We start from the raw sequence: 26,019 nt of genomic DNA on the forward strand, positions 1-26,019 counted from the left end.
GGGTCCTTGAGATCGCACGAACGTTATGTATCAGCGCGGCTTGCGGTAGTCGTTCATGACCACGTCGATCGCCTCGCGGGCTTGTTCCAGCACCTGCTCCAAGGGCAGCCTGGAATCGATGTCGACGATAGGCGCCCCGTTGAACGACAGCCTGGGAACAACGGCGATCTTTTTCTCCAGCGCTTCGGGTCGATGGTCGGGCTTGCGCTGAATCGCCGTCTGCAGATCGACGTTCAGGCGCAGCACCAGATCAGGACGCACCGCGGTCATTTTCGTGTACAGCCAGCTCTCGATGCGCATCAGCATCTTCGCGCCAGCGTCCGAGAGGTGGCGATTGGTCAGATGCGGGCCGTCCATCTCGCCGGGTTCGACTGTCTGCGGAAAACGGTCAGTCAGAATCGCGTGCCCCATCGCACGATAGACAGACATTTTCGTGAAGCGGACCACCCTTCTCATCGATGCAATGAACATCACCAGCGCGACCGGCCCGGAAATGCCCTTCACGCGCGCCGAGGCGCCTACCTTGGTGATACGGCTGTCGATTTTCTTGCCCAGACCATGCTTGCGCATCGCCCGGCGCAGGTTGCCCGTCTGTTTGCCCAGATGGCAAAGCCGGGCCGACTGGTAGGACGACATGACCTTCAGCATCTCGTCGCACACCGTCGACTTGCCGCTGCCATCTGATCCGACGATTGCGATGATCGGCGTCTTGCGCCCAGGCACTCGAGTGAACTCCATCGGTCATTGACCTCCCTGGACAGCTACCAAGGCTCGGATCCTGCTCGACACGACCTCGGGAAATTCGAACAGCTCCTGCTCGTAGACGAGCTTGTTTTCTATTTTTTTCATTACCAGATCATCATGCATTTTGCCCATGAGGCCGTTGATGGTCGCCAGAAAAAGCGACAGTGCGTCGTACTCGGGCGAGGGGGAAAGCGCGCGACGCGTATCGCTCAGCGCGATTCTACGGCTGACGATCTTGCGCAGATCGTGAAACTGTCTTGCGGTCAGGAATGCGTCTGCGTGCGAGCTCTGTGCCAGATGCTCATCTTCTCTGGCGATGTAAAGCCGGAAGCTTTCAGGGGTTGAAAGTCCTGCCTCTGTCAGCGTGCGGTGCAGCGTCGAAAACAGATCATCCCTTAACCGACACCACAACTTGATCCCGAGCCACATCAGGCGTCTGCGCTGGCCGTTCTTGAACGCGTCCTGAAATCGCCCCATCAGCCGGGTAATGGAGTCGAGTTTTTCCGGATAGCTGTGCTGAGCGCTGTAATTGGCGCAGGCAAAACGCATCTTCTTGAAGCGCGCACGCATGTATTTGAATTGCAGAGCCTGCTCGGCGGTCGCCGATCCCTTGATCGCGATAGCCAAGACGAGCTGACGCGTTGCCGGCAGGTCGACGCCCGTCACCAGAAGCTGCCAGGCCAGTCGGTAACAACCTGCCAGTTCCGAATGCGTGAGCGCAGGCGCAGGCGCCGAGGGGGACGGCGCCAGAAGATCGACGACATCGTCATCCAGAATGTTCTGCATCAACGTCGTGAGTTGAGCCTGGGTTGCCTTGGGGGATTCGAGCGAAAATTCTGGGCCCAACGTTCACCACCTGAATAAATTTACTGAAGCTTAGTGCGGCCGCTTGAGTGCCACGTGCCGCGCTTGCCACAAGCTGCGCGAGGCGCTCACCCATGAATATCAGCGAGTCAGCGACGCATTAGAGAGGTTTAGTCTGCACGTTTAAAGAAAAAAATTTCGTGATTCCGGTTTTTCCCGGTCGCGGGTGTTTTGCAAAGCGAGACGAGGGCGGGCATTGAAGGTCTATGGGCGGCCATCCGACCGCGACGCAGGGGTGCCGGACGATGCAAGAGGCGAGGCACGCGAGGGGAGGACAATCGTGCAGCCCTACAGGCTATGCAGGGCGGAATATCGCCGTATCAAGTGGGGCTCAAACCTCAATGCACCGCCCAGGAGCGTGGCGCGGGCGTGTGGGTGAACTTGGAAATCCCCTTCACCCAGAACCGCCGATGGGACGTTTCGTTCGGTGGCAGCAACGGTTTGCTGGACCACTGTTGCTGACGCCTGGTCTCTTCGCGATAGGCTTTCCACTCCATGGCTTCTGCGGTGTCCTTGGCCGCGCGTTCGTTATCGAACCAGCCAAGCACCGAAACCTCGCCCTGATCGCGGCCATGTTCTACCAGCAGAAAAATGTCGTACATACCTGTGCCTTTCACTCATCAAGTCTGGCCCGAGAAGGCGGGCTCTACTGATGGCTTATCGACAGTCGCACTGAAATGTTTAGTTTTTGAAACGCTCTGCCGGACCAGCGGTGCCGCGTTCCAGAGCCGCATCGATGGCTCTGGACAGCGTCATTTCGGCAGGGGCGTCAGCACTTCGCCGTTGTCATCAAGCAGGATGAACACCAGCAATTTCGCCGGTTTGCTCGTGCTGGCATTGCGTGATTCATAGTGCTTCGAGCCCGCGGGTTCGTACCAGGTCTGGCCCGCCTTGTAGGTGACTGCCTTGCCGTCGTTGACCCGCGAAATCACTTCGCCTTCCAGCACATAGGCCATTGCGCTGCCGCTGTGGCTGTGGGGAATGGAGACCTGTCCCGGTTTGTAGTCGACGGTCAGCACCATGGCCTTCTTGCCCGGCGCGTTGAGCATCGGGTGGTTCTCCAGCACGGTAATCTTTTCAGGGTCCTCATCGTGAGCCTGGGCGCTGAACGAGAGCGGCAGTGACAATGCCAGCCACGACAGCGTGGCAGCGAGCAGTTTCATCGGTTTCATGATCGGTCCTTGGTGAACGGGTTGACGGAAGACAAGCTATGCCTGCCTTGGCCTCTGTCACACCGCCAATCCACAGAAAGATCATGGGGCCAATGTAGTCGGCGAGCGCCTCACAGGATGGAAATCGGGTAATCCACGATCAGACGGAACTCATCCTGATCCCCCTCGGCCTGATCGGCATTGCCGCGATGCCATGCCTGACGGACGCGAAATGACAGGTCCTTCGCCGGCCCGTCCTGAATCACGTATTTGGCTTCCAGGTTGGTTTCGTGGTGCTTGCCGTCCTCACCATAGCCGTAGGCCCGATAAGGGCTGTCGACCGCCATTTTGGTGCCATCGATGTCGCGGCCGTTGACGTAGCGCGCCATGAAACTCAGACCGGGAATGCCGTAGGTGCTCATCGCCAGGTCGTAGCGCGCCTGCCAGGATTTTTCCCCCGGGCCGTTGAAGTCCGAATACTGAATGGAGTTGGCGAGGAATATCGAGTCGCCCGTAGTGCCCGGGCCGTTGTCGCCGAACGACACGTAGTCGAACGGCTCGTCGCCATGCACTTTCTGGTAGGCGAGGGTGAACGTGTGCCCGGCCATGAAGTTATAGGCGGCGGCCAGCGACCACGTGGTGTTGTCGATACTGCCTGCCTTGGCCTGGCCTTCATCGGTGGTGCGATAGAGGTTGAAGTCGAATGTCAGCGACTGATCGCTGGGCATCGCCAGCACATAGTTGGCATTACCGTAATACTGACGCCAGATGTCTTCGAATTCCGAACCATAGAGTTGAAAGGACAGGCTGTCGTTGACCGCGTACTTGCCGCCGACGAAGTCGACGCTGTTGGTGGTGACGCCGGCATAGCTGGCGAAGAGTTCGCCGCTGGGGCTGGTATGTTGCGGACCGTTACCGGCGGTGAAATGGCCGCCTTCCAGATCCAGTCCGGTGAATTCGCTGCTCTGCAAACTGAAGCCGGTGGCTGTCTGCGGGAACAGGCGCGTACCGCCTGCAGCGAATACCGGCGCGGTGGGCTGCAGGGTTCCCCATTTAAGTTCGGTCCTGGAAATGCGGGCCTTGATGGCGCCGCCTGCCGTTGCGAATTCATCTTCCGGGCTGCCGCTGCTGTCCACAGGAATGTTGCCGGTGCCCGAATGGCCCGCGCCCCCATCCAGTTTCAGACCGTACCAACCGAAGGCGTCCACACCGAAACCGACCGTGCCGGGGGTGAAACCGGAACTGAAGTTGGCCATGAAGGCCTGGGACCAGTCCCGTCGATCCTGAGAACCGCTTTTGCCGTCTCGGTTGAAGTAGTAGTTGCGCGCCAGCACATCGAGCTTGGCATCGTCGACGAAACCCTTGGCATCGGCCTGATCGCTGACGAAGGATTCTGCTTCTACGGATTGAACGTATCCTGCCGACACCGCCAACGCGATCAGACTCAGACTCATCATTCTCATAATGGCATTACCTCTTGGTCTTTGAGGCAGTCCGCTATCGCTTGAAAGCAATAACCCCGACTTGCCCGCAAGACGCAAAGGATAATCGCTGATTCGTGGTTCGCCACCTTCAGGCCGCAATGAGGCACTCATCAGTTGTTTTTCTGACGATTGGTTTATTAAACAGCCAATTAAGCGGTCTGCTTAAAGTGGTTTTTCAATGTCGCAGTGGCGACGTCACCTCAACGGGTAGGTGGCTCAACGGGAAGAGGGAAGGTTGCAGCGTTCGATGTCGCTTTCGAACGCCACATGGCGCACCAGGCTGTTGCTCAGCAAACCATTGAGGCCCGCGTTGCTGGGTTGGGCAAAATGCTCGGACATCGCCTGGCAGGAATCCCAGCGCACATCGATGACCCAGACGTCACTGTCAGCTTCGTCACGGTTCAGGACGCTGGTCACGCAGCCGGGCAAGGAAGGCAGCGTTCTGACGATGCTCGCCAGATATTCACCCAGCTCATCGGAGCGGCCGTGGGCGGCGTGGATTCGTACAGTGTTACTGGCTTCTTCGATCATGCGCAGGGCTCCGTCGCAACGAGAGGTATCTCAACCGTTGCCATATTAGTGGGGACCGTGGCGATTGCCAGTAACCAATCAGATGATTGACCCGGTGGCCAATTGGGTGCGGGGGGGAGGGGGTAGCGGATGCTGAAAGGGGGCGGTGACGGATTTAGCATTAGGCTTGCCCGCAGCAGCGATCTTGAATGACGCCACTGCCGGCAAGCCGGGCTGCTACAGAGCGGCTTATTTGCTGCCGCTGGATCCACCGGCACTGCCGCTGCCGCTGGTGCCGCCGCCACTGCCGCCCATGCCATCGCCGTTAGTCATGCCGCCGCCTGTTCCACTGGCGCCATTGCCGTTGGAACTGCCCATGCCTTTGGTGCCGGGGGTGGAGCTGGTGCCGGCTTTAGGGGTGCCATCGGTATTCGGGCCCTGGCTGCTGGTCCGTGGTCCTGAGGTGCTGGAGTCGACAGGATCGGTCGGACCGGTGGAGCCTGCGAAGGCGGAACCGGTCGCTACAGCGAGAAGGCCGGCAAGGGTCAGGGCAGTCAGTTTTGTCTTGATCATGATGTGAATCCCTTTACTGTCGTGGATACACATTGGTCCGGTGGCTGAGGACAGAGGTGCCGTCTTGCCGACAGACGGTCGGTCGGCGTTTTCAGAACCGGTACGCCTGTGGCACATGTCGGGCGATGAACGCCTGAGTGTGTTCGAGGAACGCCGTCTGCAGTTTCGACGCCGGGCCTTGAACCGGCAGCAACATCGAAAAATCCATCTCGATCGCCGGCTCGAACGCCTTGAAGACGATACGCTCGCCACGGTAATTCACCGCGCTCAACGCATCCACCAGTGCCACGCCGAGTCCGTGTTCGACGAACTCGCACATGGGTTGGGACAACTGCGTCTCCAGGCGCAGCTGCCGCTCAACGCCGTGGGCGGCGAAAATCGTGTCGATCTGGTGCCTGGAGCCGATGGAACGGGGGTAGGAGATGAAGGCTTCGCCACGCAGGTCTTCCGGCACGATCACCGGTTTGTCGCACAGCCGGTGCCCGGCGGGCAGGGCGCAGAGCATGCGGGTGGCAAGCAGTTTTTCCGAACGCGGGCTGGGGTAGGTGTTGGGCAGCACGATGATGCCCAGATCGCAGCGTTGCCCCACCACCAGATCGATCACCTCCGACGACGAATGCACGACCAGCGAAATCTGCACGCCATCGTGTTCGGCCATGAAAGCAGCGATCACCCGCGGCATGAAGATCAGCCCCATGGCTGGCGCACAGGCGATGTGCAATGAGCCGCGCTTGAGGCTGCGAATGTCCTGCGCTGTGCGGGCGATGCGCTCCACGCCCACCAGCGAACGCTGCACTTCCTGATACAGGGTCATGGCTTCGGCAGTGGGTTGCAGCCGGCCCTTGATCCGGTCGAACAGGGCGAAGCCGATGTCATCTTCCAGGCTTGAAATCAGACGAGTCGCTGCCGGTTGCGAGATGTGCAGCATTTCGGCGGCGCGGGTGACCGTCTGGCCGAGGATGACCGCACGGAAGGCTTCGAGTTGGCGCAGGTTCATTCCGCAATCCCATAACAAAAAAACATGACCGGCAGAAAATAAAGCATTTTTCAGGGATTTGTCAGGCCACTAGCATCGTGAGCATCGAGAGTCCAAGCCGTGAAGGCCAAGAATTCAACCATGCACAAGACAGATGTGATCGTTATAGGCGGTGGTCTGGTGGGTATGTCCATTGCTTATGGATTGGCGGTACTGGGACGCAAGGTCACGGTCCTGGATGAAGGCGACGATGCCTTGCGCGCCGCACGAGGCAACTTCGGTCTGCTGTGGGTGCAGGGCAAGGGCTACAAAAACAGCCCTTATGCCCGTTGGACGCGGCAGTCCGTCGCGCTCTGGCCGGCGTTCAACGCATTGCTGGAAATGGATACCGGCATCGATCTTCATCTGCGCCAGCCTGGCGGATTTCAGTTGTGCATGAGCGACGATGAACTGGCCGAGGAGACCCGTCGGCTGGCCTGGCTGCAAGACGCATTCGACGGCGATTACCCGTTCGAAGTGCTGGATCCGGCTCAGCTCAAGTCGCGTATTCCCGGCATCGGTCCAGAGGTGGTCGGCGCCTGTTATTCGCCGATGGACGGTCACGTCAACCCGCTCAAGCTGCTGCGTGCGCTTTACGCCGGGTGCACGCTGCGCGGGGTGAAGATCGTCAACGGTGTCACCGTCGATGCCATCGATCAGAACGCCAACGGGTTCGAGATACGTGCCGCCGAACAGCGTTTGGGTGCAGAGCATCTGGTGTTGGCGGCAGGGCTGGGCAATCGGCCGCTGGGCGCGATGCTCGGCATGGAGGTGCCAGTGCGGCCCAATCGCGGGCAGATTCTGGTCACGGAGCGCTTGCAGCCATTCTTGCATTACCCCACCACTTACGTGCGCCAGACCGACGAAGGCACAGTCCAGTTGGGGGATTCGCTGGAGTCGGTCGGTTTCGATGATCGCACCAGCAGCGCGGTGATGTCCGAGATCGCCGCCCGCGCGGTCGCCTGTTTTCCGCGACTGGGGCAGGTGCGGATGGTTCGCGCGTGGGGCGCTTTGCGCGTGCTCAGTGCCGACGGCTATCCCATTTATGAAGCTGCCCACGACAGCCCCGGCGCGTTCGTCGTCACCTGCCACAGCGGGGTGACACTCGCGGCTGCCCACGCCTTGCGTCTTGCACCGTGGATTGCCGGGGAGGCCGACGCGCCCGGCATTCGCCCTTTCAATCTCGCTCGTTTCAAGGGGCAAGCGGAGGTGCGCTATGCCCACTGAAGCGCTGTTTCGTCCGTTGCAGCTTGCGCCCAATCACGTGCGCATCGCCTTCGAAGACCGGCCGCTGACGGTTCCGGCCGGGGTTTCTCTGGCGGCCGCGCTGCTCGCGAACGATGTGGGTCACACCCGCGAAAGCCCGGTCAACGGCAGGCCCGGAGCGCCGTATTGCATGATGGGCGTGTGCTTCGAATGCCTGGTGGAAGTCGACGGCCAGGCCAACAGTCAGGCGTGTCTGATTCAGGTTCGGGACGGCATGGTGGTTCGCCGTCAGCGCGGTGCTCGCGATCTGCTGATCGGGGACGCCGACGATGACTGACGCCCTGGTTGATCTGATTGTCATCGGCGCAGGTCCTGCGGGGATCAGTGCAGCGCTGGAGGCTTCGGCTTACGGTCTGGACGTGGTTCTGCTGGACGAGCAGGCCAGTCCCGGCGGGCAGATTTATCGCAATGTCGCGCAAGCCGATGCCCGCAGCCGCGAAGTGCTGGGCGCCGAGTATGTGGCCGGTCTGGCGCTGGTCGAGGCGTTGTTGTCCAGCGACGTGCGATATCAACCCGATGCAGCGGTCTGGCAAGTCACCGAAGCGCGTTGCGTGCATTTCCTGCGCCATGGTCAGGCGCATGTGGTGCAGGGACGTCAGCTGTTGATCGCCACGGGCGCGATGGAGCGGCCGATGCCGATTCCGGGCTGGACCCTGCCCGGCGTGATGACCGCCGGCGCCGGTCAGATCCTGCTGAAGAATGCGGCGATGGTGCCTCAGGGGCCGGTGGTGTTGGCAGGCTGCGGGCCGCTGCTCTATCTGCTGGCGGTGCAATATCTGCGCGCTGGCATTCGCATCGAAGCCTTGGTCGACACCAGTGCTCGTCGTGAGGTGTTCAAGCATCTGCGTCACGTGGGTAAAGCACTGGCTGGCTGGCGCGATCTGCTCAAAGGGCTATCGCTGCTGGCGACGCTCAAGCGTGCCGGGGTCAGGCACTTTTACGCCGCCGAACATCTGCGGGTCGAGGGCGGGCGGCGAGCCGAAGCGCTGTGTTTCGACAGCGAAGGTCAGTCGCACAAGGTCTGGGCCTCATTGATTCTGTTGCATCAGGGCGTGGTGCCCAACACCCAGATCAGCCAGTCTCTGCGTGCCGAGCATGACTGGAGCGAGGCGCAATTGTGCTGGGCCGCACGGCGTGACAGCTGGGGCGAAACCAGCCTGCCGGGGATCTTCATCGCGGGCGACGGCGGGTCGGTTGGCGGGGCGAACGTGGCGCGTACCCAAGGCCGGCTGACGGCGCTGCGCATCGCCCAGCGGTTGCAGAAAATAGACGAGATTCAATTGCACAAGCTCGCCTCGCCCTGGCGTCGGTTGCTTGGCCGGCAGAGCGCCGCACGGCCGCTGCTCGACGCCCTGTATCGCCCGCCTGCAAAGAACCGCATTCCCGACGACGCCACCATTGTCTGCCGTTGCGAAGAAGTCAGCGCAGGCGCCATTCGCCGTTATGTGGACCTCGGCTGTCTGGGCCCGAACCAGACCAAGGCTTTCGGTCGCTGCGGAATGGGGCCGTGTCAGGGGCGCCAGTGTGGGCTCACCGTCAGCGAAATCATCGCCGAGCGGCGTCAGGTGCCTCCGGCGTCGGTGGGCTACTACCGCATTCGTCCGCCCCTCAAACCCATCACCCTGGCGCAACTGGCCAGTGAGCGCGAGCTCGACCTTTTCGTTCCTCAACCTTTGAAAGGAGCCCGTCATGAGCACCTCGATTCATCGCATCGAAAGTAACCCACGCCTGAGCCGCAGCGTGGTGCATAACGGCGTGGCCTGGCTGGCGGGCATCGTTGCCGCCGACTGCACCCAGGACATTCGCGGCCAGACCCGTCAGGTGCTGGAGCGTGTCGACGAACTGCTCGCCGCCTCGGGCAGCGACAAGAGTCGCCTGCTCAGCGTGCAGATCTGGATGAAAGACATGACCGCCGATTTCGCCGGCATGAACGAAACCTGGAGCGCCTGGGTCGACGCCGCGCAAACCCCGGCGCGAGCGACCTGTCAGGTGATGTTCGACGACCCCGAGATCCTCGTCGAGATCATCGTCACTGCCGCCGTCTGATCAACCGCTGCAAGGGCAGGGCGCCGCGACTCAAGAGCGCCCACCCGCCGTTCACATTGCTGCTGCCATAACGGGCGACGATCCTCATGCCGAGGGCACGCCCGACTTGAACAACACCGTTTGGAGCCATGCATGAACATCAGAAGTATCGTCACCACCCTGGGCCTCGCTTCCTTTTTGGCCCTCAACGCCCACGCCGCCGAGCCCCAACTGAAACTGGGCATCGAGGCCGCCTACCCACCGTTCGCCTCCAAAACCGCTGATAATAAAATCGTCGGTTTCGACTACGACATCGGTCAGGCGCTGTGCGCCGAGATGAAAGTGCAGTGCGTGTGGAAGGAAAACGAGTTCGACGGTCTGATTCCGGCGCTCAAGGTGAAGAAGGTCGACGCGATCATCTCGTCGATGTCGATCACCCCGGAGCGCATGAAGTCGGTGGACTTCACCGACCGTTACTACCGGATCCCTGCACGTCTGGTGGTGCGCAAGGACAGCGGCATCAGCGAGATTCCAGGTCAGCTCAAAGGTCTGCGCATCGGCGTACAGCGCGCGACCAACTTCGAGCGCTACGTGACCGATAAATTCGTCCCGGCGGGGGCGACCATCGTCAGCTATGGCTCACAGAATGAAGTTTTCCTCGACCTGCTGGGCGGGCGCATCGACGCGACCATGGCCAGTTCCGTGGCCATTGACGAGGGCCTGCTGAAAAAGCCGGAAGGCAAGGATTACCAGTTCGTCGGCCCGGCGTTCACCGAAGAGCAATACTTCGGCACCGGAATCGGCGTGGCCGTGCGCAAGGGCGATCCGCTGCAGGCGCGCTTCAATCAGGCCCTGGCGACCATTCGCGCGAACGGCACCTATTACAAGATCGAGAAGAAATACTTCGATTTCGATATTTATGGGGAATAGGTTCGCTGCGCAGCCGCAAAACTTCGAAACAGTTGATCGCAAAGAAGCCATCGCCAAATGAACGTCACTGGCCTGCAGATGGCGCAGCGCGGGTGTTCATGGACATGAGACTGTCATAAACGGGGTGAAAAACAGCCCTGAACGCGGCCTTCAGTCTGCAGTTGTGGCGCATTGATATTAAATTCTCGAAAACTAGACAACCCCCGTTTTCTTCAATAAAACCGGGGGTTTCGTTTTTACAGGGTGTAGGAGATCGCCTACGTAATCAGCCGGTTATCACCGGATGTCTAAAGACTGTCATCAAACAGAAATGTTTCGGGTTTTAAATCTGCATCGGGTCTTCAACTGTGACCGCACACACACAAATTCTTCTGCTGAGGTATTGCCGTGAATCTGCTGACAAAAACACGCCTGTCGCTCCTGCTGGCTTCGATGTGCCTGACCGGAATGGCGCACGCTACGGACGTCACGGGTGCTGGTTCGAGCTTCGTGTTCCCAGTCATCTCCAAATGGTCGCAGGACTACAGCAAAAGCTCCGAAAACCGCATCAACTATCAGTCGATCGGTTCGGGCGGCGGCATCGCTCAGATCAAGGCGGCCACCGTTGACTTCGGCGCATCCGACGCTCCTCTGTCAGCTGACGACCTGAAAGCGGCTGGCCTGGGCCAGTTCCCGAGCGTGATCGGCGGTATCGTGCCGGTGATCAACGTTGAAGGCGTGGAAAGCGGCAAACTGGAACTCGACGGCCAGACCCTGGCTGACATCTTCCAGGGCAAGATCACCAAATGGAACGATCCTGCGATCACCAAGCTGAACGCCGGCGTCAAACTGCCTGAAAGCAATATCACCGTCGTTCACCGTTCGGACGGTTCGGGTACTTCGTTCAACTTCACCAGCTACCTGAGCAAAGTCAGCGACGCGTGGAAATCCGGCCCAGGCACGGGTTCGGCTGTTCAATGGCCAGTCGGTGTGGGCGGCAAAGGTAACGAAGGTGTGGCTGCCTACGTGAAGCAGATCAAAGGTTCGATCGGCTACGTCGAGTACTCCTATGCCACTCAGAACAAAATCGCTTACACCAAGCTGAAGAACGCTGCTGGCAAGGTGATCGAGCCTAACGCCAAAGCCTTCGCCGCCGCAGCCGACAGCGCTGACTGGGCAAGCGCCAAGGACTTCAACCTGATCATGACCAACGCCCCAGGTGATGGTGCATGGCCAATCACGGCGACCNGAAAAGCGCTGCTGCCTTCAACTTCCTGGAGTGGTCGCTGAAGAAGGGCCAGGCTCAGGCCGAGTCGCTGGAATACGTACCTCTGCCGGCTTCGCTGGTCAGCAAGATCGAAGACTACTGGAAAACCGAGTTCAAGAAGTAACTCGACGTTATCCGGCTTACCCCTGTCACCGAGCGCTCGGTGACAGGGTTTCCTTGCGAGTGGACCCACCATGACTGAAAACACCCAATATATGTCCGCTGTGATTCCGGATGTGACATCCGAGAGCGAAAGACGCGCGGCCCGCGATCACCGACACGACGCCTGGTTCCGGCGCACGATGCTGGGAGCGGCTCTGTTGGTGCTGCTGTTGCTGGCGAGCATCGCCGGCTCGACACTCTGGGGCGGAGCCCTGGCGTTCAAGACCTTTGGTTTCGAATTTCTTACCAGTACCGAATGGGATGCGGTCAACGGCCATTTCGGCGCGTTGGTCCCGATCTACGGCACCCTTGTGACATCCTTTCTCGCGCTGCTGATCGCCGTTCCGGTGAGTTTCGGCATCGCTATTTTTCTGACTGAAGTGGCGCCGCCGTGGTTGCGGATGCCGATTGCCTCCGCGGTCGAACTGCTGGCGGGCATACCTTCGATTATCTATGGCATGTGGGGCCTGTTCGTGTTCGGCCCGTTCATGGCCGAATACATGGCGCCATGGATCAATGACAACCTGGGCGCACTGCCCCTGATCGGTCAGATCTTCCAGGGCCCGCCGCTGGGTATCGGCATGCTGACTGCCGGTATCGTGCTGGCAATCATGATCACGCCGTTCATTACCTCGGTCATGACCGAAGTGTTCCGCAGCGTGCCGGTGGCTCTGAAAGAGTCGGCCTACGCACTGGGCGGCACCACGTGGGAAGTGGTCTGGGACATCGTCCTGCCATATACCCGCTCTGCCGTGGTCGGCGGCATCTTTCTGGGTCTGGGCCGCGCACTGGGTGAAACCATGGCGGTGACTTTCGTTCTCGGTAACGCCCACCAGTTCTCCGCATCGCTGATGATGCCCAGCAGCTCCATCGCTTCGGTGATCGCCAACGAGTTCAGCGAGGCCTACACCGACCTGCATCGTTCGTCGCTGATCGCTCTGGGCTTCCTGCTGTTTGTCGTCACCTTCATCGTGCTGGCGATTGCCCGTCTGATGCTGTCCCGTCTGTCGCGCAAGGAGGGTCTATGAGGAAGGCCGATAACGAAAACCTGTACCGGGCCCGCGCGTTCAAGAACATGATCGCGATGGTCCTCAGCTGTGGCGCCACCGTGTTCGGGCTGCTGTGGCTGGTGTGGATCCTGCTGACCACCATCGTCAATGGTTTCCAGGCGCTGAACCTGCGCCTGTTCACCGAGATGACCCCGCCACCGGGTTCGGAAGGGGGGCTGGCCAACGCTTTCTACGGCAGCTTTCTGATGTCCGGCATCGGCCTGTTGATCGGCACGCCAATCGGCCTGATGGCCGGCATCTGGCTGGCCGAGTTCGCGCGTCACACCAAACTGGGTAACGCGGTTCGCTTCATCAACGACATCCTGCTCTCGGCACCGTCGATCGTGCTGGGGCTGTTCGTCTACACCGCGGTGATTCTGCCGGTCAGTGCGCTGACCAACCACCAGGTCGGTTTCTCGGCGATTGCAGGTGCCCTGGCACTGGCGCTGTTGGTAATTCCTGTCGTGGTCCGCACCACCGATGAAATGCTGCAACTGCAACCGTCGACCATGCGCGAAGCCGCGCTGGCGCTGGGTGTGCCGCAGTGGAAGCTGACCCTGCAGATCGTGCTGCGCGCCGCCAAGGCGGGCGTGGTGACCGGTGTCCTGTTGGCACTGGCACGTATTACCGGCGAAACCGCTCCACTGCTGTTCACCGCGTTCGGTAACCAGTTCTGGAGCAGCAACGTTCTCAAACCGATCGCAAGCGTTCCCGTGGTGATCTTCCAGTACGCGATGAGCCCGTTCGATGACTGGCATTCCCTGGCTTGGGCCGGCGCCTTGATTCTGACCTTGTTCGTACTGGTGCTGAGCCTCAGTTCCCGTCTTCTCCTTTTGCGCAATAGGGCGTCCTGATGAATAACCTTTCCCTCGCCGACGAAAAAACCAAGATTCAGGTACGCGGCCTCGACTTCTTCTACAACGGACATCGCTCGCTGAAGTCGGTCGACATGACCATTCCCGAGAAGCGCATCACCGCGATCATCGGCCCATCGGGTTGCGGAAAGTCGACCTTGCTGCGAGTGTTCAATCGGATCTACTCGATGTACCCCAAGCAGGAAGCCAAGGGTGAAGTGATCCTGAACGGCGAAAACATCCTGGCCCCTGGCTATTCGATGAACCGCCTGCGCAGCCACGTCGGGATGGTGTTCCAGAAGCCGGTGCCGTTCCCGATGTCGATCTACGACAATATTTCCTATGCCGTGCGTCACCACGAAAAGCTGTCGCGCCGTGAGATGGAAGAGCGGGTGGAAGAGGCGCTGCGTGGCGCTGCTCTGTGGGACGAGGTGAAAGACAAGCTCAAACAGAGCGCCCAGAGCCTGTCCGGTGGTCAGCAGCAGCGTCTGTGCATCGCCCGCACCATCGCGCTGCGCCCGCAAGTGTTGCTGCTGGACGAACCGACCTCGGCGCTCGACCCGATCTCCACCGGTCGTATCGAGCAACTGATCACGGAGCTCAAAGAGCAGTTCACCGTGGTCATCGTCACCCACAACATGCAACAGGCCGCGCGCTGCTCGGACTACACCGCGTTCATGTTCATGGGCGAGCTGATCGAACACGGCGACACCGACACCATCTTCACCAAGCCGTCCAAGACCCAGACCGAAGATTACATCACCGGTCGTTTCGGCTGATCCTCAGCCCGACTCAACCCCTGTAGCCGCCCGGCCGTGCTGCTACAGGGGAGCGGGTTATCAGCTCAGCGGAGCAGGGGGGATCGTGCTGTGATCCCCCATGAACTGCTCCAGCCGCTTGCGCAACCAGCGCTCTGCGGGGTCGGTGTCCATCACGCTCAGCCAGACCATCGACAGCTCGAGGTCGGGTGCGATGAAGGGCAGCGGCTCTCCTCGCAATATCCCCGCCTTGTTCAGTGCCGATGCCAGGTGATCCGGCAAGTTACACAGCAGATCGGTGCCCGCCATCAAGGCCGGCAGCGTGCTGTATTGCGGCACTGACAGCACCACTTTGCGCTTGCGCCCCAGCGCCGCGAGCCAGTCATCTGCAAAGCTCGAAATGTTGGCAACGTGGGAGGCCACCACGTGAGGCCGCGAGCAGTATTCGTCCAGGGTGATCGGTTCCTGGGAATCATCGGCCCGCACCACCATTGGCTTGATGCTGCGCAACATTTTGCGCTTTGCATTGGCGGGCAACTCGCGGGTCAGACACACGCCGACGGTAATCTCGCCGGACATCAACAGTTCCGAAATATTCCAGTAATTGGCCTGCTGGATGACCATGACGATGCCCGGCGCTTCCTCGCGAATCGCCCGCAGCAGCGGCGGCAGCAGGCTGTACTCCACATCATCGGACAGCCCGATGCGGAAGGTCATGTCGCTGCTCCCCGGGTCGAAATCCCGGGTCAGGCTCAGCGCCACGGACATCGCGTCCAGCGCCGGCGACAGGTGATGGATGATCTCGTTGGCCCGCGCCGTGGGCTCCATCCGGTGACCGACCCGGATGAACAGCGGGTCGTTGAACAGTGCCCGCAGGCGGTTAAGTGCAGCGCTGATGGTGGGTTGGCCGAGGAACAGCTTCTCGGCGGCACGGGTGACGTTGCGCTCTTGCATCAAGGTTTCGAACACCACCATCAGGTTGATGTCGGCCTTGCGCAGTTCGTTGCGATTCATAAGTCGTCCCCGTTCCCCAACATGTCTCATCCATTTCGTTACGAATGATGGGCGTCAGTTTATGGACCGCCCTTGGGCTGCGTCCAGCGTAACGACAGGTTTCGCGGACTGGTCGGTTAATCCGGCTGCCTTTCTGCCGCAATCCCCCGGCCGAACTAATCCGCCCGCACTTCATGCGCATGCCTGGCGAGCGCATGGCAGCCGCAGGTCAATCGATGCCCTTCAAAGACCACGGGAATGCCGTTCATCTTTCTATGGGGGTGGCCCTCCGTGAACACGAACACATCCTGATGCAACGGGCAGTTGGCGCTGTCGCCGAGCACCGCCACCGGAACGCCGCGAATGGTGTGACTGCCGGCCAGTTGGCATTGAATGACCGTGCCGCCGCTGGTGGTCGGATCGCCCAGGCAGATGGGATTCTTCATGAGGACTGACCTTTCGCACGTGCGCTGAACGGGTCGAGGTGACCGTGGCGCAGGTTTTCTTCCTTGAAAGCGTCGCAAACGGGGCGAATCAACTGAACGATGGTCGAATGCTCTGCGCCTTCGTACACCACCGCGCTGATGCCCCCCTGCTCGTAACTGGCGGCCGTGGCGAGGCTGATCATCAGCAGGATATGGCTGACCCCGGTGTCGCCGATCAGCGGGCCGACATCGTATGTCTGCCCGGGACTGCACGGCGTGAGACCGCAGTCCTCGTGATCGAGCTCTTCCCAGACTTGGGTCAGCGTCGCCTTGATATCCGGCCGTCGGGTGCTGTCATAGAACACCCGCGTTGGGCATTCAACATGGCGCAGCGTGTTCACTGCGTTGATCCACGCGTACTTGAGCTCTGCGACATTGTGCGCGGAAACGGCGGCATCGGCCGCGCATCTGTGGGTCCAGGCGATGATAGAACGATGCAAGTAGCCGAGTCTCGGCGCGTGAACAAAGGTGCTGAACTGAAACGTTGCCCAGCGTGCCGGTAGCCAGGTGGATGGCTGAAAATACCCGGGGCCGTCATCCTTGAAGTCCCTCATCAGTGGCTGCAGCAGCTCGCGCCAGTAATAGGAGGTCATTGTTCGTGGAATGATCAGATCGTGCTTCTGCAGCCATCTGCGATCAAACCGGTACTCTGCCGCATAGGCTTTGTCGCTCTGCCAGAAGTGCGTCCACAGCCTGCCCGTGGGACTGCTGGCAAATGCCTGGGGCGTGGGCGTATCGACCTCGAAATTCTGCAGCCTGGACATTCGCTGAATGTCGCCGAACAAAACAGCGGTGGTGTTGGCCTTCACGGTTGCGCCGTCTTGCGTGGCAATGCCTTCGTCGTCGCCGATCAGCAGTGCTTGCGGCACCTGACCTTGATCGTCCATGAACCTGAAGAGTTCACGAATCGTTCTCTGCATCCGATCGCCACGATCGGCGAACTCGGCGACGAACATGTGCTGCCCAAGCAGCGCCGCGTTGCGGCCTTCGTTGATCATCCAGGCCGGGCTGACCGGGTCGTGCTCAGGCCGTGCCGAGCCGACGACGAAGGTGGGGATCGGCCAGAAGGTCACCCCGTGGGCAGCCGCTGTGCGAAACGCAGCGCCTCGATTGCGGTACAACCTTTGGCCGGGGCGGTCATCGGGTTGCGACGGCGGGGTTGCGAAGGCGCCAAGGGGTTGGCCGTTGTGCAACGATTCCCACAACTGACGAACATCACTGCCGTGTATGCCCAGCCCCACGCCTTGAATCAGCAAGGCGTAGGTGCTGCGCAGCTCATCCTCACTCCATTGTTCGTAGGCCGCTTTGTCACGCAGCTCGCGGCCGAATTCCAGCATGCAAATGATCAGGGTGTGCGCCGCGAACAGCAGACTCAGCCCGAGCACGATCCAGAAACAGCCGTGCTGGATGAGATCGGTCATGTCCTTCATTTCCCGACCTGAGGCCGCCAGTCCCCACTTCAGGGCGACCAACCCACCCAGCCAGAGCGCGAGCATGATCGCCACGGCGCGCAGGTAACCCTTGGGCAGACGCAGCTGTGCCCTGTATGGCGTACGCGGGGCCTTGATCTTCGACAGCTCAAGCATTGCTTTCCAGTCATTCATTACCACTTGTCCTTCTCGGGTTTGCGGTAGAACAGCACGGCGGTGATGCTGCCGTCGGTCATCAGTTCCAGGCGTGCGTCGTCATCGGCCAGGCGATAGGTGGTGACGCCACGCAGGGCCTGGGCGAAGCGGTCGCCGACGTGGTCGAAGCGCGGTCGGTAGCAGCGCGAGCCGGTGAGCGTGAGGGCCTCAACCTGCAAATGCTCACCGTCCACGCGATAGCGGCCGTCCACCTGCTGGCAGCCTGCCCAGCCGATGAGGGTCTGGTCTTCAGGACGGAAAATCACGAAGCCCACATGGCTCTCCTGAGGGATCTCGGAAAGTTCGCCGGGCGTCTGGCCCAGGTCCAGTTGTGCCAGCTTCCAGACCGTGGTTTGCAGCGGCATGGATTTATCCACCACGACCTCGGGTTCGGGTTCTTGTTTGCAGCCGGTCAAAACGCTCAGCAGCAGCGCAAGGCTGTAGATCAGTCCTTTAATGTTCACGCCGTCCTCCGGTCATAAAAGCCGCGTTTTTCAGGGGGTTGCCAGTCCTGGCGCGAAATGGCGGGGCTGTAGTGCACGCGATGCGGGGCGAACACCTGACGCAGGCGCAGGTAGCTCCAGTTTTCGCGGCGGCCGGACACCAGGTAGACCAGGTCTCGTCCGTCGGTGATGCCGTCGACACTGGAGCCCGGCGTGGTGTCGGTGAAGATGGCCGGTTTGCCGGTTCGATAGAGCGCCAGCATCGCTCGGCCCGGTTCGCCCAGCGTGTCGCTGGGCGGGGTGCTGGGTACGACGTGCTTGCCGGCCTGCGCATCGCGGTGCTCGGCTGCTTGCAGGGCGCGCCAGTTGTTCAAGGCCTGCTGGTAGTGAAGTTCCTGCTGTTCCAGCGCCTGATGCAGCTCGTGATGCTCGTCCAGGGTTTGCGGGTCGGTGAGCACGAAATGCGCCCGGGAATCGTGTACGTACTGCTCCAGGAACAGCCCGACCACCGGTGACAGGGCAGGGGCGTGGCGCCATTCCAGGTGAAAGCCCTTTTCCATCGGCGAGGCCAGGCTGTACCTGCTCTCCTCGAGAAGTTTTTTGCGCTCGGCATCGTTGCCGAACACCCGGACCCGCTGCCGCAGCTGGCGGTTGGCCTCGATCATGTCCACCCGTTCCTGCTCGCTGCTGGCGCGCACGAACGACAGTTGGCTGAAGTGCTCGTCCTCCACCACCTGCTTGCGCCAGCCCAGGTACAACGTGCGATGGGCCAGCAGGTGCTCGGTGATGTCGGCGCCGTCTTGCAAGGCGCTCAACGCGTCCATGTAGGCGTCGAAGCTGTCTTGCAGTTCGGGGCTGATGGCGAAGTCGTCCCGCAGACGGTTATCGTCCACTTCATCCAGATCTAACAGCGGTACACCGGCCTGGCGGGCCCGACGGTACATGTCGTTCAACGGAATCTGCGACAGCTTGTCGGCCTGGAGGTGGCGTACGCTGCCATCGGCCTGTTGAGTGCCTTTGCCTTGGTCATTGGGGCCGTAACCGCCACCGACATCGGCGTGCATGCCGGGGTAGACGATCTCCAGGCAACCGGGCGGGTAGCGATCACCGGCGCGAAGCAGATCCACCGGGAACGACACGCGGTTTTCATGGGCCGCCACCAGGTGGACGCACTGTTCGACACAGTCGGGAATGGTCAGCAGGGCTTTCTTGCCCCAGTGTTGATGACCGTCCACCGGCAGCGGATAGGCGTCGGCCAGGCCCACGGACGCGACGGTGTCGAACAGCCCCATGAAACGCACCCGCACCGGGATGCCGCAGAAGGTGTGGTCGTTGTTGCCGAAGTGCATCAGCAACTGGTTGAGGAACGAACGCGCGGCCGTGGCCCCGCGGGAAAAGCCGAACAGGTCTAGGGTGATTTCTTCGATCTTCGGCCCGCCGATACGCGGGACCAGCATGTCGGTGATCTGGTCACGCCAGCGGGGGATCAGAGTGTCGTCCTTGACGGCGTGGGTGATGGATTCGGCATCTTCACTGACCAGCTCGCGGCCATGGGCGACTCGGGCGACCCTGTTGGCAATGAACAGCATGGCAAAGCGGATCCGACGGTCACCCATCGCCCCTTCTTTGGCGCCGTCGGGATGGGGCTCGGGCTCGCCTATCTCAGGGAAGCGGGTGCCGACACCCTGGATATAGCGGCGGTATATACATTCCTGTTCGTTATCTATACCAAGTTCAAAGAGTCTGGCGATATTGCTATGTGAACCGTATGGCCTATCCTCTTCCTTACTGTTTCGCGTGCCGTCGAAATAAATCGAGAAACTCAGTTTTAACCTGCATGGGTGTTCGGCTGTGGGGGTGAGTACTTTCGGCAAAATCAAATAGGATGAAGGCGCATCCGAGGGGCGCCAGCTCTTATTACTCATTTCGAGATTCCTTTCTTCAGGCGAAAATCTTTTTCCGGGTATAAAGGGCCGGGATAGTCCGGATGTCTAGGGTCCAACATGGTTGGGATTATCAATACATCATCGTTTTCCAGGATGTGCACGTTGGTGCCACCTGATTCATCGTACGGGTGAACCAGTACATGTTTTTCAGTCCAGTGACAGGCCTCTGAGTCGGGTATGGGGTTGTGTTTGTAAAAGCGTTCACAACGTCTCCATTTAACGCGTACGGTCAATCCCGGGTGCCAGGGCGCAGGGAGACTCAGCGCGCCTCCGACGGAGCTTCCGCCGGTGCCCGCCGCGCCAACCCAGCCGCCGTTGAGGTACACCGGCCTGACGAACGTATCGCTCTTTTCGTAGTCCATCGGCGTCACGGTCGTTCCGAAATAACGGGTTTTCTCCACAGGTACTACCGGTGGGGACTTTTCATACTTGGACAGCGCGATTAATATCGCGGCTATTCCCAGAAACATGCCAAGGTTCATGCGCATTGAACGTTCCTAGTTAATCAGCCGTCTCTAATTGCTCGGCAGGGCTGTTCGGTTGCAGAGGCGGATGCTTTCAGGAGATAAAAAGTGCGACGGACACGCATTTAAGTGAGGCAGAATTATATGACTCATTTTGAGATGCCTTTCCTGAGGCGAAAGTCCTTTTTTGGATAAGACGGGCCTGGATAATCAGGATGTCTAGCGGACAACATGGTCGGTATGATCAATACATCGTCGTTTTCCAATATATGCAAGTCTGTGCCACCCGATTCATCGTACGGGTGAACCAGTACATCCTTTTCAATCCAGCGACAGTTCTTGCCGTAAGGTTCACACCGTCTCCACTTAACGCGGACGGTCAATCCGGGATGCCAGGGCGCCGGGAGACTCAGCGCACCTCCGACGGACTTTCCGCCAGTACCCGCCGCACCAACCCAGCCCCCATTGACATACACCGGCCGCACAAACGTATCGCTCGCCTCATGGTCCATCGGCGTCACGCTCGTTCCGAAATAGCGCGTTTTCACCACTGGCTCCACAGGCGGGGATTTTTCATAGCGGGACAGGGCGATCAGCAGCACCGCCAGCCCCAGAAACGCCCCCAATGACATGGGCCTCACGGTCCCACCTCGGCATCTCTGGTATCGCGATGAAGTGCCTGAATCAGCGCATTGCCGCTCAACTGCTGTTGCAGCGCTGGCAGTTCCGCCACTCGCCTGGAGGCTTCGGTGCCGGTGCGCAGTGCCCACGCGGTCAGCGCGGCCAGGTCTTTCATGTCGCCGTAACCCGTCGCCATGGCCTGGGTCAGCACCGCGTCGACGGCGGCGTGACGTTGTTCGCGGCAGACTTTGACCGAGGCGTGCAGCGGGGTGAGGGTCTTGAGCTCATGGATCAGCGCGTCCGCCAGCGTGGCCCGGTTCAGCGCAACTTGCTGTTCGGGCTCAAGGGCTGGCGAGACCGGCGTCAGGATCTCGAACCTGTGCGCAAGGCTCAGCAAATGGCCGGCGCCGTTGCGGTCTGCATAGCACCAGGCGCGCAAGGGGTGGCTGAAGGCGTGCTGCTGCGCGACGGTCCACACCGAGAGCAAGGCATTCAGTGCGCGACCGTCAGCCAGGCGGTGCCAGCAGCGCGCGTCGCGATCCTGGCCGCGCATCCACAGCACCAGGTGCGCCTCGATGGCTGCCATCGGTTGTTCGCTGGCAATCCAGTTGATGCCCCGTGCGCAGCCGTCGATGCCGAGCGCGGCGGCGCGCCTCTCGCTCATCAGCCACGGCCCCAGTGCCCGTGCGGCCTTTGGGTACTCGACGAACAGCGACACGGCGCCCTCCGGCTGTCCGGCCAGGTTGGCGCCCAGGCGTTGCTGCATCGCACCGTCGATCAGCACCAGACTCTTGAGCCCGTTCGCGTCGACGAGGCGGCTGTAGGTTTTCGGCAATTTATTCATAGGGTCACCTGCGCAGCCCCGGACAGTGCGGCCTTGAGCAGGCATTCCAGACAGACCGCGTCGGCCGGTGGCGGCATCGTGAGGCTGTAGCGTTCGGTCCTGGGCCCGACCCAGTCGTGGGCACGGGCGTGGACAACGACTTCATCACGGGTGCCGATTTCGATACCGCCGCCGATCTTGATGTAGCTGCCGTCATCGGCAACGAAGCGCAGGTGTGGCGCGCTGATCACCACTTCGCCTTGTTCGGCGCTGATCTGTACGTTCTGCTGGGCGTTGAGCGCGATGTCGTCGTGTTGCGCCTGCACCAGCACCTTGCCGCGATTGGCGATGGCGCGGATGCCGTCGTCTTCGCTGAACAGCGCGATGCCCTTGCCAGCGTTCAGCTGCGTGGCATGACCACTGGTGAATTGCACATGCCGGCGGGCCAGGGTGTCGTGGTTCTCACCCGCGACATGCACTTGCGAGCGCGGCGTGGCGCTGACGATTCCGGCGGCCGCCGCCGTGGCGATCAATGGGTCTCCGGACTCATTGCTGTCCGCTGCCGGCCACTGCTTCAGGGCGTGGCACACCGCATCGAAGCCTTGTTCGTCGAGGGGCTGGCTGCCCTGGGTCACTGCAGTCTGGCCCAGCGCCTTGAACAGTTCGGCGCATTGATCCAGCAGTTCGAGCAGTTCCTGGCGGTCCAGTTGTGCCCCGTTGGCGTCAGTGCGGGCGTAGGTGGTGAGCAACATGCCTTGCGCGGCGCGCAGCGCGATGGCAGCGTCGGTGCGCAGTTCGGCCCCTTCACCACGGGCACTGGCGCTGCCCGACTGGCGCGGGGTGGTCAGTTTGCCCAGGTTCAGCGCGGTGGCCCGGTGGGTGCTGGCCAATCGTGCGCGAACCGCGCCGGGGGTGTCGTCGAACAGCAGTTCGTTGTAGCCCTTGCTCCGGTGCTCGCGGCTGCGAATCCCGGACAGGGCCTTGTTCCCCGGCAAACCGGCCATGCCACTGAAGTACGGCGGCGGGTGGTTGCCGTTGTACATCATGCCGGTCACCACGGGGCGGTCCAGATCCCCGGCCATGTGCTGGACGATGACTTCCTGACCGACACGGGGCACGAACTGATGGCCGAAGCCGCTGCCGACGCTGGGCATCGCTACCCGCAACCAGGCGCTGTCGTCACTGTCCTCACGCCGATCGTCGGCGGCATCACGGCGGTCGCGCTGCCAGTGAAAGCGCACCCGAATCCGCCCCAGTTCATCGGTGAAGATTTCCTCATCATCGGGGCCTGTCACCACGGCGGTGAGCGGCCCGTTGATCACCGGGCGCTTCACGGTCAGGGCCGGGCGGAAGGGAATCCTGTGACGGATGCAGGTAAAGGTGTTGGCGTAATCGGCCGGCTTGGGCGAGCGGTAATTGTTGCGCCCCTGATGCTCCACGCTCAGCAGCAGGAACTGGCGATCTTCCCGGACATCGCGGTCGTGATCGAAATGCTCGACCAGCTCGAAGGTGAATCCGGCACGCATGCTCCGGCAGTTACTGACGCCGTTGAAGTCCTTGGCCTCACGCTCGTATGCCTCGATGCGACGGCGCAGCAGTGCTTCGCCGACCTCGTAGTCGCGATGGGAGCAGGGCTGGGTGTGGTAATAGCGCTCGAACGGACGGATGTCGCCCTGTTTGTTAAGGCTGGGCATGCTCACTGGCAGCGGATTGTGCGGCTGTTTGTAGTCGTTGGTCTGAGCGCTGAAGCGTCCGGCCTGCAGATGCCGCTGCGCGCTCCAGTGGGTGATGGTGTCGCTGCTCTCGGTGACAGATGCGCGGTGGTAGCGGATTTGCGGCTGTTCGGGAATCGGCGACAGATCACGGGAGCGGTCGGTGATGATCAACCGGTGGCCCTGATCATCGTGCTCGAAAAAGAAAAACCAGCCTTCCTCCTCCAGCAAGCGCAGAACGAAGTCCAGATCGCTTTCGAAATACTGGGTGACGTAGCTTCGGAGGGTGCCAGGGGTGCCCAGGCGAAACTCGAAGCGCGCCCATTCGCGGTAGTGAGCGAACACCGCTATCACGATGTCTTCGACGGTTCTTTCCTGAAAGATCCGCGAATCCTGGCGCAGGCTCAGCAGCCATAGCCACGGGCTGAGCGTTGCCGAGTAAGTGGCCAGCCCGCCGTCGCTGCCCTCCAGCGTGAACCGGGTGATGAGGCCGTCGAGATGGCGCACATCGCCGTCGACCAGCGCGATGTGCAGCTGTGCCGGGGTGGCGATCAGTGATTTGAGTTCGATGTGGGCGTCTTGCGCCAGCAGCTTGACTTCGAAGCTGAACAGTTCGGACAGCGCTTCGCGACCTGAGAAGGAATCGAGCAGCAACTCCTGGGTGCCGCTCAGCACGGTCCTGAGTTTGATCAGGCGCTGGTGCTGCGGTGAAAACAGTTCGGTCAGATCCATGGACATAGCTTCTCCTGAGCTCGAAAGCCTTGATCGATACGGGGCGGCAACGGACAGGCTCGAATACGGTGTGTCCATGCGGGTGAAGACGTTTCCCATTGCAAGTGGAAAACCGCCGTTAGTGGAGCACTTCTTCCCGACGGCGCATGTAGGCCGATTCTGATGGCGACGTGGGCCGGATCGGATCTCTCGGCACGGGCCCCTGGCTGGTGATTGCGATGAACTTCCGGCGAGCCCCATCAGTCAGCATTTAAACGTTCCTCATGAGGCTCGACATTCCATGCAGATTTCCCTGAAGGGCCAGGTCGCACTGGTCACTGGCGCCAGTTCCGGATTGGGGGCGGGCGCGGCCAGAGGGCTGGCCGCATCGGGCGCCGCGGTGGTGGTCAACTACCACTCGCAGCCTGAACCGGCCGAGAAACTGGCTGACGAGATTCGTGCCGCAGGTGGCCAGGCCATCGCCGTGGGCGCCGACGTCTCGAAAGAGGACGAGGTCGAAAAGCTCTTCGCTGAAACCCTCAAGGCATTCGGGCGACTGGACATCCTGATCGCCAACTCCGGCCTGCAAAAAGACGCGGCCATCGCTCACATGTCCCTCGCAGACTGGAACACCGTCATCAACGTCAACCTCACCGGCCAGTTCCTCTGCGCCCGGGCGGCCTTGCGCCAGTTCGCCAGACAGGAGATCCGTCCCGACGTCTCCCGCGCCCTGGGCAAGATCATCCACATGAGCTCGGTGCATCAGCTCATTCCCTGGGCCGGGCATGTCAATTACGCTGCGTCCAAAGGCGGGGTCGACCTGCTCATGCGCAGCATCGCCCAGGAGGTCGGCGAGCAGCGCATTCGGGTCAACAGCATCGCGCCGGGCGCGATTCGCACGGCGATCAATACCCAGGCCACCAGCGGCGACGCTGAAAAGAAACTGCTGGAGCTGATCCCCTATGGCCGTGTCGGGGAAGCCGAAGATGTGGCCAACGCCGTGGTCTGGCTGGCGTCCGATGCATCGGACTACGTGCACGGCACCACCTTGTTCATCGATGGCGGGATGAGCCTGTATCCGGAGTTCCGAAATAATGGTTGAACAGGCGCAGACACCTCGATCCGATCCGCGCAACGAGGCCCAGAACCCTATCGAGAACCACGGCATCATCGGCGACATGCGCAGTGCCGCGCTGGTCGCCGACACCGGCAGCATCGACTTCTGCTGCTGGCCCGATTTCGACAGTCCGAGCATCTTCAGCGCACTGCTGGATACCCCGGACGCCGGGATCTTCCAGTTGTCGCCAATCCTGCCCGATGCCCGTCGCCAACAGCTCTATCTGCCGGAAACCAATGTGCTGATGACGCGCTGGATCGCCAGGGATGCGGTGGTGGAAGTCACGGATCTGATGCCCATTGCCTCGGATGTCGATGACCTGCCGCGTCTGGTGCGCCGAATCCACGTCCGCCACGGGACGACTGACGTGCGCATGCTGTGCCGGGTACGTCATGACTACAGCCGTGCTGACACCACAGCGCAAATGGCGGGTAAGGATGTGCTCTTN

At 61.0% G+C, this 26,019-nt stretch carries 26 protein-coding genes and 2 pseudogenes; 12 read left to right on the forward strand and 16 right to left on the reverse strand.

What is annotated here, in order from left to right:
* Positions 1–30 precede the first annotated feature (30 nt).
* From D3M70_RS05235 to D3M70_RS05270, 8 genes are all read right to left on the reverse strand, one after another.
* Entirely contained in the window at positions 31–738 is a 708-nt protein-coding gene (locus tag D3M70_RS05235; RefSeq protein WP_120124838.1) for a nucleoside triphosphate hydrolase, read from the reverse strand.
* 3 nt (positions 739–741) lie between these two features.
* A complete protein-coding gene (locus tag D3M70_RS05240; RefSeq protein WP_120124962.1) occupies positions 742–1,530 on the reverse strand; it encodes a hypothetical protein in 789 nt (262 codons plus the stop codon).
* 416 nt (positions 1,531–1,946) lie between these two features.
* A complete protein-coding gene (locus D3M70_RS05245; protein ID WP_120124839.1) occupies positions 1,947–2,210 on the reverse strand; it encodes a hypothetical protein in 264 nt (87 codons plus the stop codon).
* A 150-nt stretch (positions 2,211–2,360) separates the two neighbouring features.
* Complete coding sequence (locus D3M70_RS05250) at positions 2,361–2,771, reverse strand: cupin domain-containing protein (RefSeq protein WP_375232926.1); 411 nt, start codon at positions 2,769–2,771, stop codon at positions 2,361–2,363.
* Between the two features lie 119 nt (positions 2,772–2,890).
* The gene (locus tag D3M70_RS05255; protein ID WP_120124841.1) at positions 2,891–4,222 is read right to left on the reverse strand and encodes an OprD family porin; all 1,332 of its coding nucleotides are present in this window, start codon (positions 4,220–4,222) and stop codon (positions 2,891–2,893) included.
* A 237-nt stretch (positions 4,223–4,459) separates the two neighbouring features.
* Positions 4,460–4,774 (reverse strand): putative quinol monooxygenase, encoded by a 315-nt coding sequence (locus D3M70_RS05260; RefSeq protein WP_120124842.1) that lies wholly within the window; start codon positions 4,772–4,774, stop codon positions 4,460–4,462.
* Between the two features lie 228 nt (positions 4,775–5,002).
* Positions 5,003–5,326 carry a hypothetical protein gene (locus D3M70_RS05265; RefSeq protein WP_120124843.1) on the reverse strand — a complete coding sequence of 108 codons (324 nt, stop codon included), beginning with the start codon at positions 5,324–5,326 and terminating at the stop codon, positions 5,003–5,005.
* A gap of 91 nt (positions 5,327–5,417) precedes the next feature.
* Positions 5,418–6,323 carry a LysR substrate-binding domain-containing protein gene (locus tag D3M70_RS05270; RefSeq protein ID WP_120124844.1) on the reverse strand — a complete coding sequence of 302 codons (906 nt, stop codon included), beginning with the start codon at positions 6,321–6,323 and terminating at the stop codon, positions 5,418–5,420.
* A 120-nt stretch (positions 6,324–6,443) separates the two neighbouring features.
* Here D3M70_RS05270 and D3M70_RS05275 point away from each other — a divergent pair, with 120 nt between their 5' ends.
* The 10 genes and pseudogenes from D3M70_RS05275 to pstB all read left to right on the forward strand — a co-directional run bounded on the left by D3M70_RS05275 (position 6,444) and on the right by pstB (position 14,652).
* Positions 6,444–7,568, forward strand: a complete 1,125-nt coding sequence (locus D3M70_RS05275; RefSeq protein ID WP_120124845.1) for an FAD-binding oxidoreductase — start codon at positions 6,444–6,446, stop codon at positions 7,566–7,568.
* Positions 7,558–7,884, forward strand: a complete 327-nt coding sequence (locus D3M70_RS05280) for a (2Fe-2S)-binding protein (RefSeq protein ID WP_120124846.1) — start codon at positions 7,558–7,560, stop codon at positions 7,882–7,884. The genes D3M70_RS05275 and D3M70_RS05280 overlap by 11 nt, the downstream gene beginning before the upstream one ends.
* The gene (locus D3M70_RS05285; RefSeq protein ID WP_120124847.1) at positions 7,877–9,328 is read left to right on the forward strand and encodes an NAD(P)/FAD-dependent oxidoreductase; all 1,452 of its coding nucleotides are present in this window, start codon (positions 7,877–7,879) and stop codon (positions 9,326–9,328) included. Before D3M70_RS05280 ends, D3M70_RS05285 begins: the two co-directional genes overlap by 8 nt.
* Positions 9,297–9,653, forward strand: coding sequence for a RidA family protein (locus tag D3M70_RS05290; protein WP_120124848.1), 357 nt, complete (start codon positions 9,297–9,299; stop codon positions 9,651–9,653). The genes D3M70_RS05285 and D3M70_RS05290 overlap by 32 nt, the downstream gene beginning before the upstream one ends.
* A gap of 132 nt (positions 9,654–9,785) precedes the next feature.
* Entirely contained in the window at positions 9,786–10,562 is a 777-nt protein-coding gene (locus tag D3M70_RS05295; RefSeq protein WP_120124849.1) for an ABC transporter substrate-binding protein, read from the forward strand.
* Between the two features lie 432 nt (positions 10,563–10,994).
* Positions 10,995–11,789, forward strand: a 795-nt coding sequence (gene pstS, locus D3M70_RS05300; RefSeq protein WP_375232927.1) for a phosphate ABC transporter substrate-binding protein PstS, incomplete at its 3' end; no start/stop codon positions are given.
* Between the two features lies 1 nt (position 11,790).
* Positions 11,791–11,932: pseudogene (locus D3M70_RS32680) on the forward strand (phosphate ABC transporter substrate-binding protein PstS); the annotation flags it as partial.
* A 70-nt stretch (positions 11,933–12,002) separates the two neighbouring features.
* Positions 12,003–12,998: a phosphate ABC transporter permease subunit PstC gene (pstC, locus tag D3M70_RS05305; RefSeq protein WP_120124850.1), complete on the forward strand. Its 996-nt coding sequence runs from the start codon at positions 12,003–12,005 to the stop codon at positions 12,996–12,998.
* A complete protein-coding gene (gene pstA / locus D3M70_RS05310) occupies positions 12,995–13,873 on the forward strand; it encodes a phosphate ABC transporter permease PstA (protein WP_120124851.1) in 879 nt (292 codons plus the stop codon). Before pstC ends, pstA begins: the two co-directional genes overlap by 4 nt.
* A complete protein-coding gene (gene pstB, locus D3M70_RS05315; protein ID WP_120124852.1) occupies positions 13,873–14,652 on the forward strand; it encodes a phosphate ABC transporter ATP-binding protein PstB in 780 nt (259 codons plus the stop codon). The genes pstA and pstB overlap by 1 nt, the downstream gene beginning before the upstream one ends.
* 60 nt (positions 14,653–14,712) lie before the next feature.
* On the opposite strand, the gene D3M70_RS05320 is transcribed toward pstB, so the two are convergent.
* From D3M70_RS05320 to tssI, 8 genes and pseudogenes are all read right to left on the reverse strand, one after another.
* Positions 14,713–15,645 carry a LysR family transcriptional regulator gene (locus D3M70_RS05320; protein ID WP_120124853.1) on the reverse strand — a complete coding sequence of 311 codons (933 nt, stop codon included), beginning with the start codon at positions 15,643–15,645 and terminating at the stop codon, positions 14,713–14,715.
* Positions 15,646–15,800: 155 nt separating this feature from the next.
* Positions 15,801–16,070 carry a PAAR domain-containing protein gene (locus D3M70_RS05325; protein WP_120124854.1) on the reverse strand — a complete coding sequence of 90 codons (270 nt, stop codon included), beginning with the start codon at positions 16,068–16,070 and terminating at the stop codon, positions 15,801–15,803.
* Positions 16,067–17,713: a DUF2875 family protein gene (locus tag D3M70_RS05330; protein ID WP_120124855.1), complete on the reverse strand. Its 1,647-nt coding sequence runs from the start codon at positions 17,711–17,713 to the stop codon at positions 16,067–16,069. Before D3M70_RS05330 ends, D3M70_RS05325 begins: the two co-directional genes overlap by 4 nt.
* Positions 17,713–18,198 (reverse strand): META domain-containing protein, encoded by a 486-nt coding sequence (locus D3M70_RS05335; protein ID WP_120124856.1) that lies wholly within the window; start codon positions 18,196–18,198, stop codon positions 17,713–17,715. Before D3M70_RS05335 ends, D3M70_RS05330 begins: the two co-directional genes overlap by 1 nt.
* Entirely contained in the window at positions 18,195–19,793 is a 1,599-nt protein-coding gene (locus D3M70_RS05340) for a T6SS phospholipase effector Tle1-like catalytic domain-containing protein (RefSeq protein WP_375232922.1), read from the reverse strand. Before D3M70_RS05340 ends, D3M70_RS05335 begins: the two co-directional genes overlap by 4 nt.
* 305 nt (positions 19,794–20,098) lie before the next feature.
* Positions 20,099–20,611, reverse strand: coding sequence for a DUF3304 domain-containing protein (locus D3M70_RS05345; RefSeq protein ID WP_120124858.1), 513 nt, complete (start codon positions 20,609–20,611; stop codon positions 20,099–20,101).
* A gap of 125 nt (positions 20,612–20,736) precedes the next feature.
* Positions 20,737–21,219, reverse strand: a complete 483-nt coding sequence (locus D3M70_RS05350; RefSeq protein ID WP_120124859.1) for a DUF3304 domain-containing protein — start codon at positions 21,217–21,219, stop codon at positions 20,737–20,739.
* A 5-nt stretch (positions 21,220–21,224) separates the two neighbouring features.
* Positions 21,225–24,481 (reverse strand): annotated as a pseudogene (gene tssI, locus D3M70_RS05360) (type VI secretion system tip protein TssI/VgrG).
* Positions 24,482–24,755: 274 nt separating this feature from the next.
* Between tssI and D3M70_RS05365 the strand changes: the two are divergent.
* Together D3M70_RS05365 and D3M70_RS32685 are read left to right on the forward strand one after the other, a co-directional pair.
* On the forward strand, positions 24,756–25,556 hold the full coding sequence (locus D3M70_RS05365; protein ID WP_120124862.1) for a glucose 1-dehydrogenase: 801 nt from the start codon (positions 24,756–24,758) through the stop codon (positions 25,554–25,556).
* On the forward strand, positions 25,549–26,018 hold a 470-nt coding region (locus tag D3M70_RS32685), incomplete at its 3' end, for a trehalase-like domain-containing protein (RefSeq protein WP_256659722.1). The genes D3M70_RS05365 and D3M70_RS32685, both read left to right, overlap by 8 nt.
* Position 26,019 lies beyond the last annotated feature (1 nt).

It is taken from the genome of Pseudomonas sp. LS-2, from assembly GCF_003605735.1.
Classification (GTDB): domain Bacteria; phylum Pseudomonadota; class Gammaproteobacteria; order Pseudomonadales; family Pseudomonadaceae; genus Aquipseudomonas.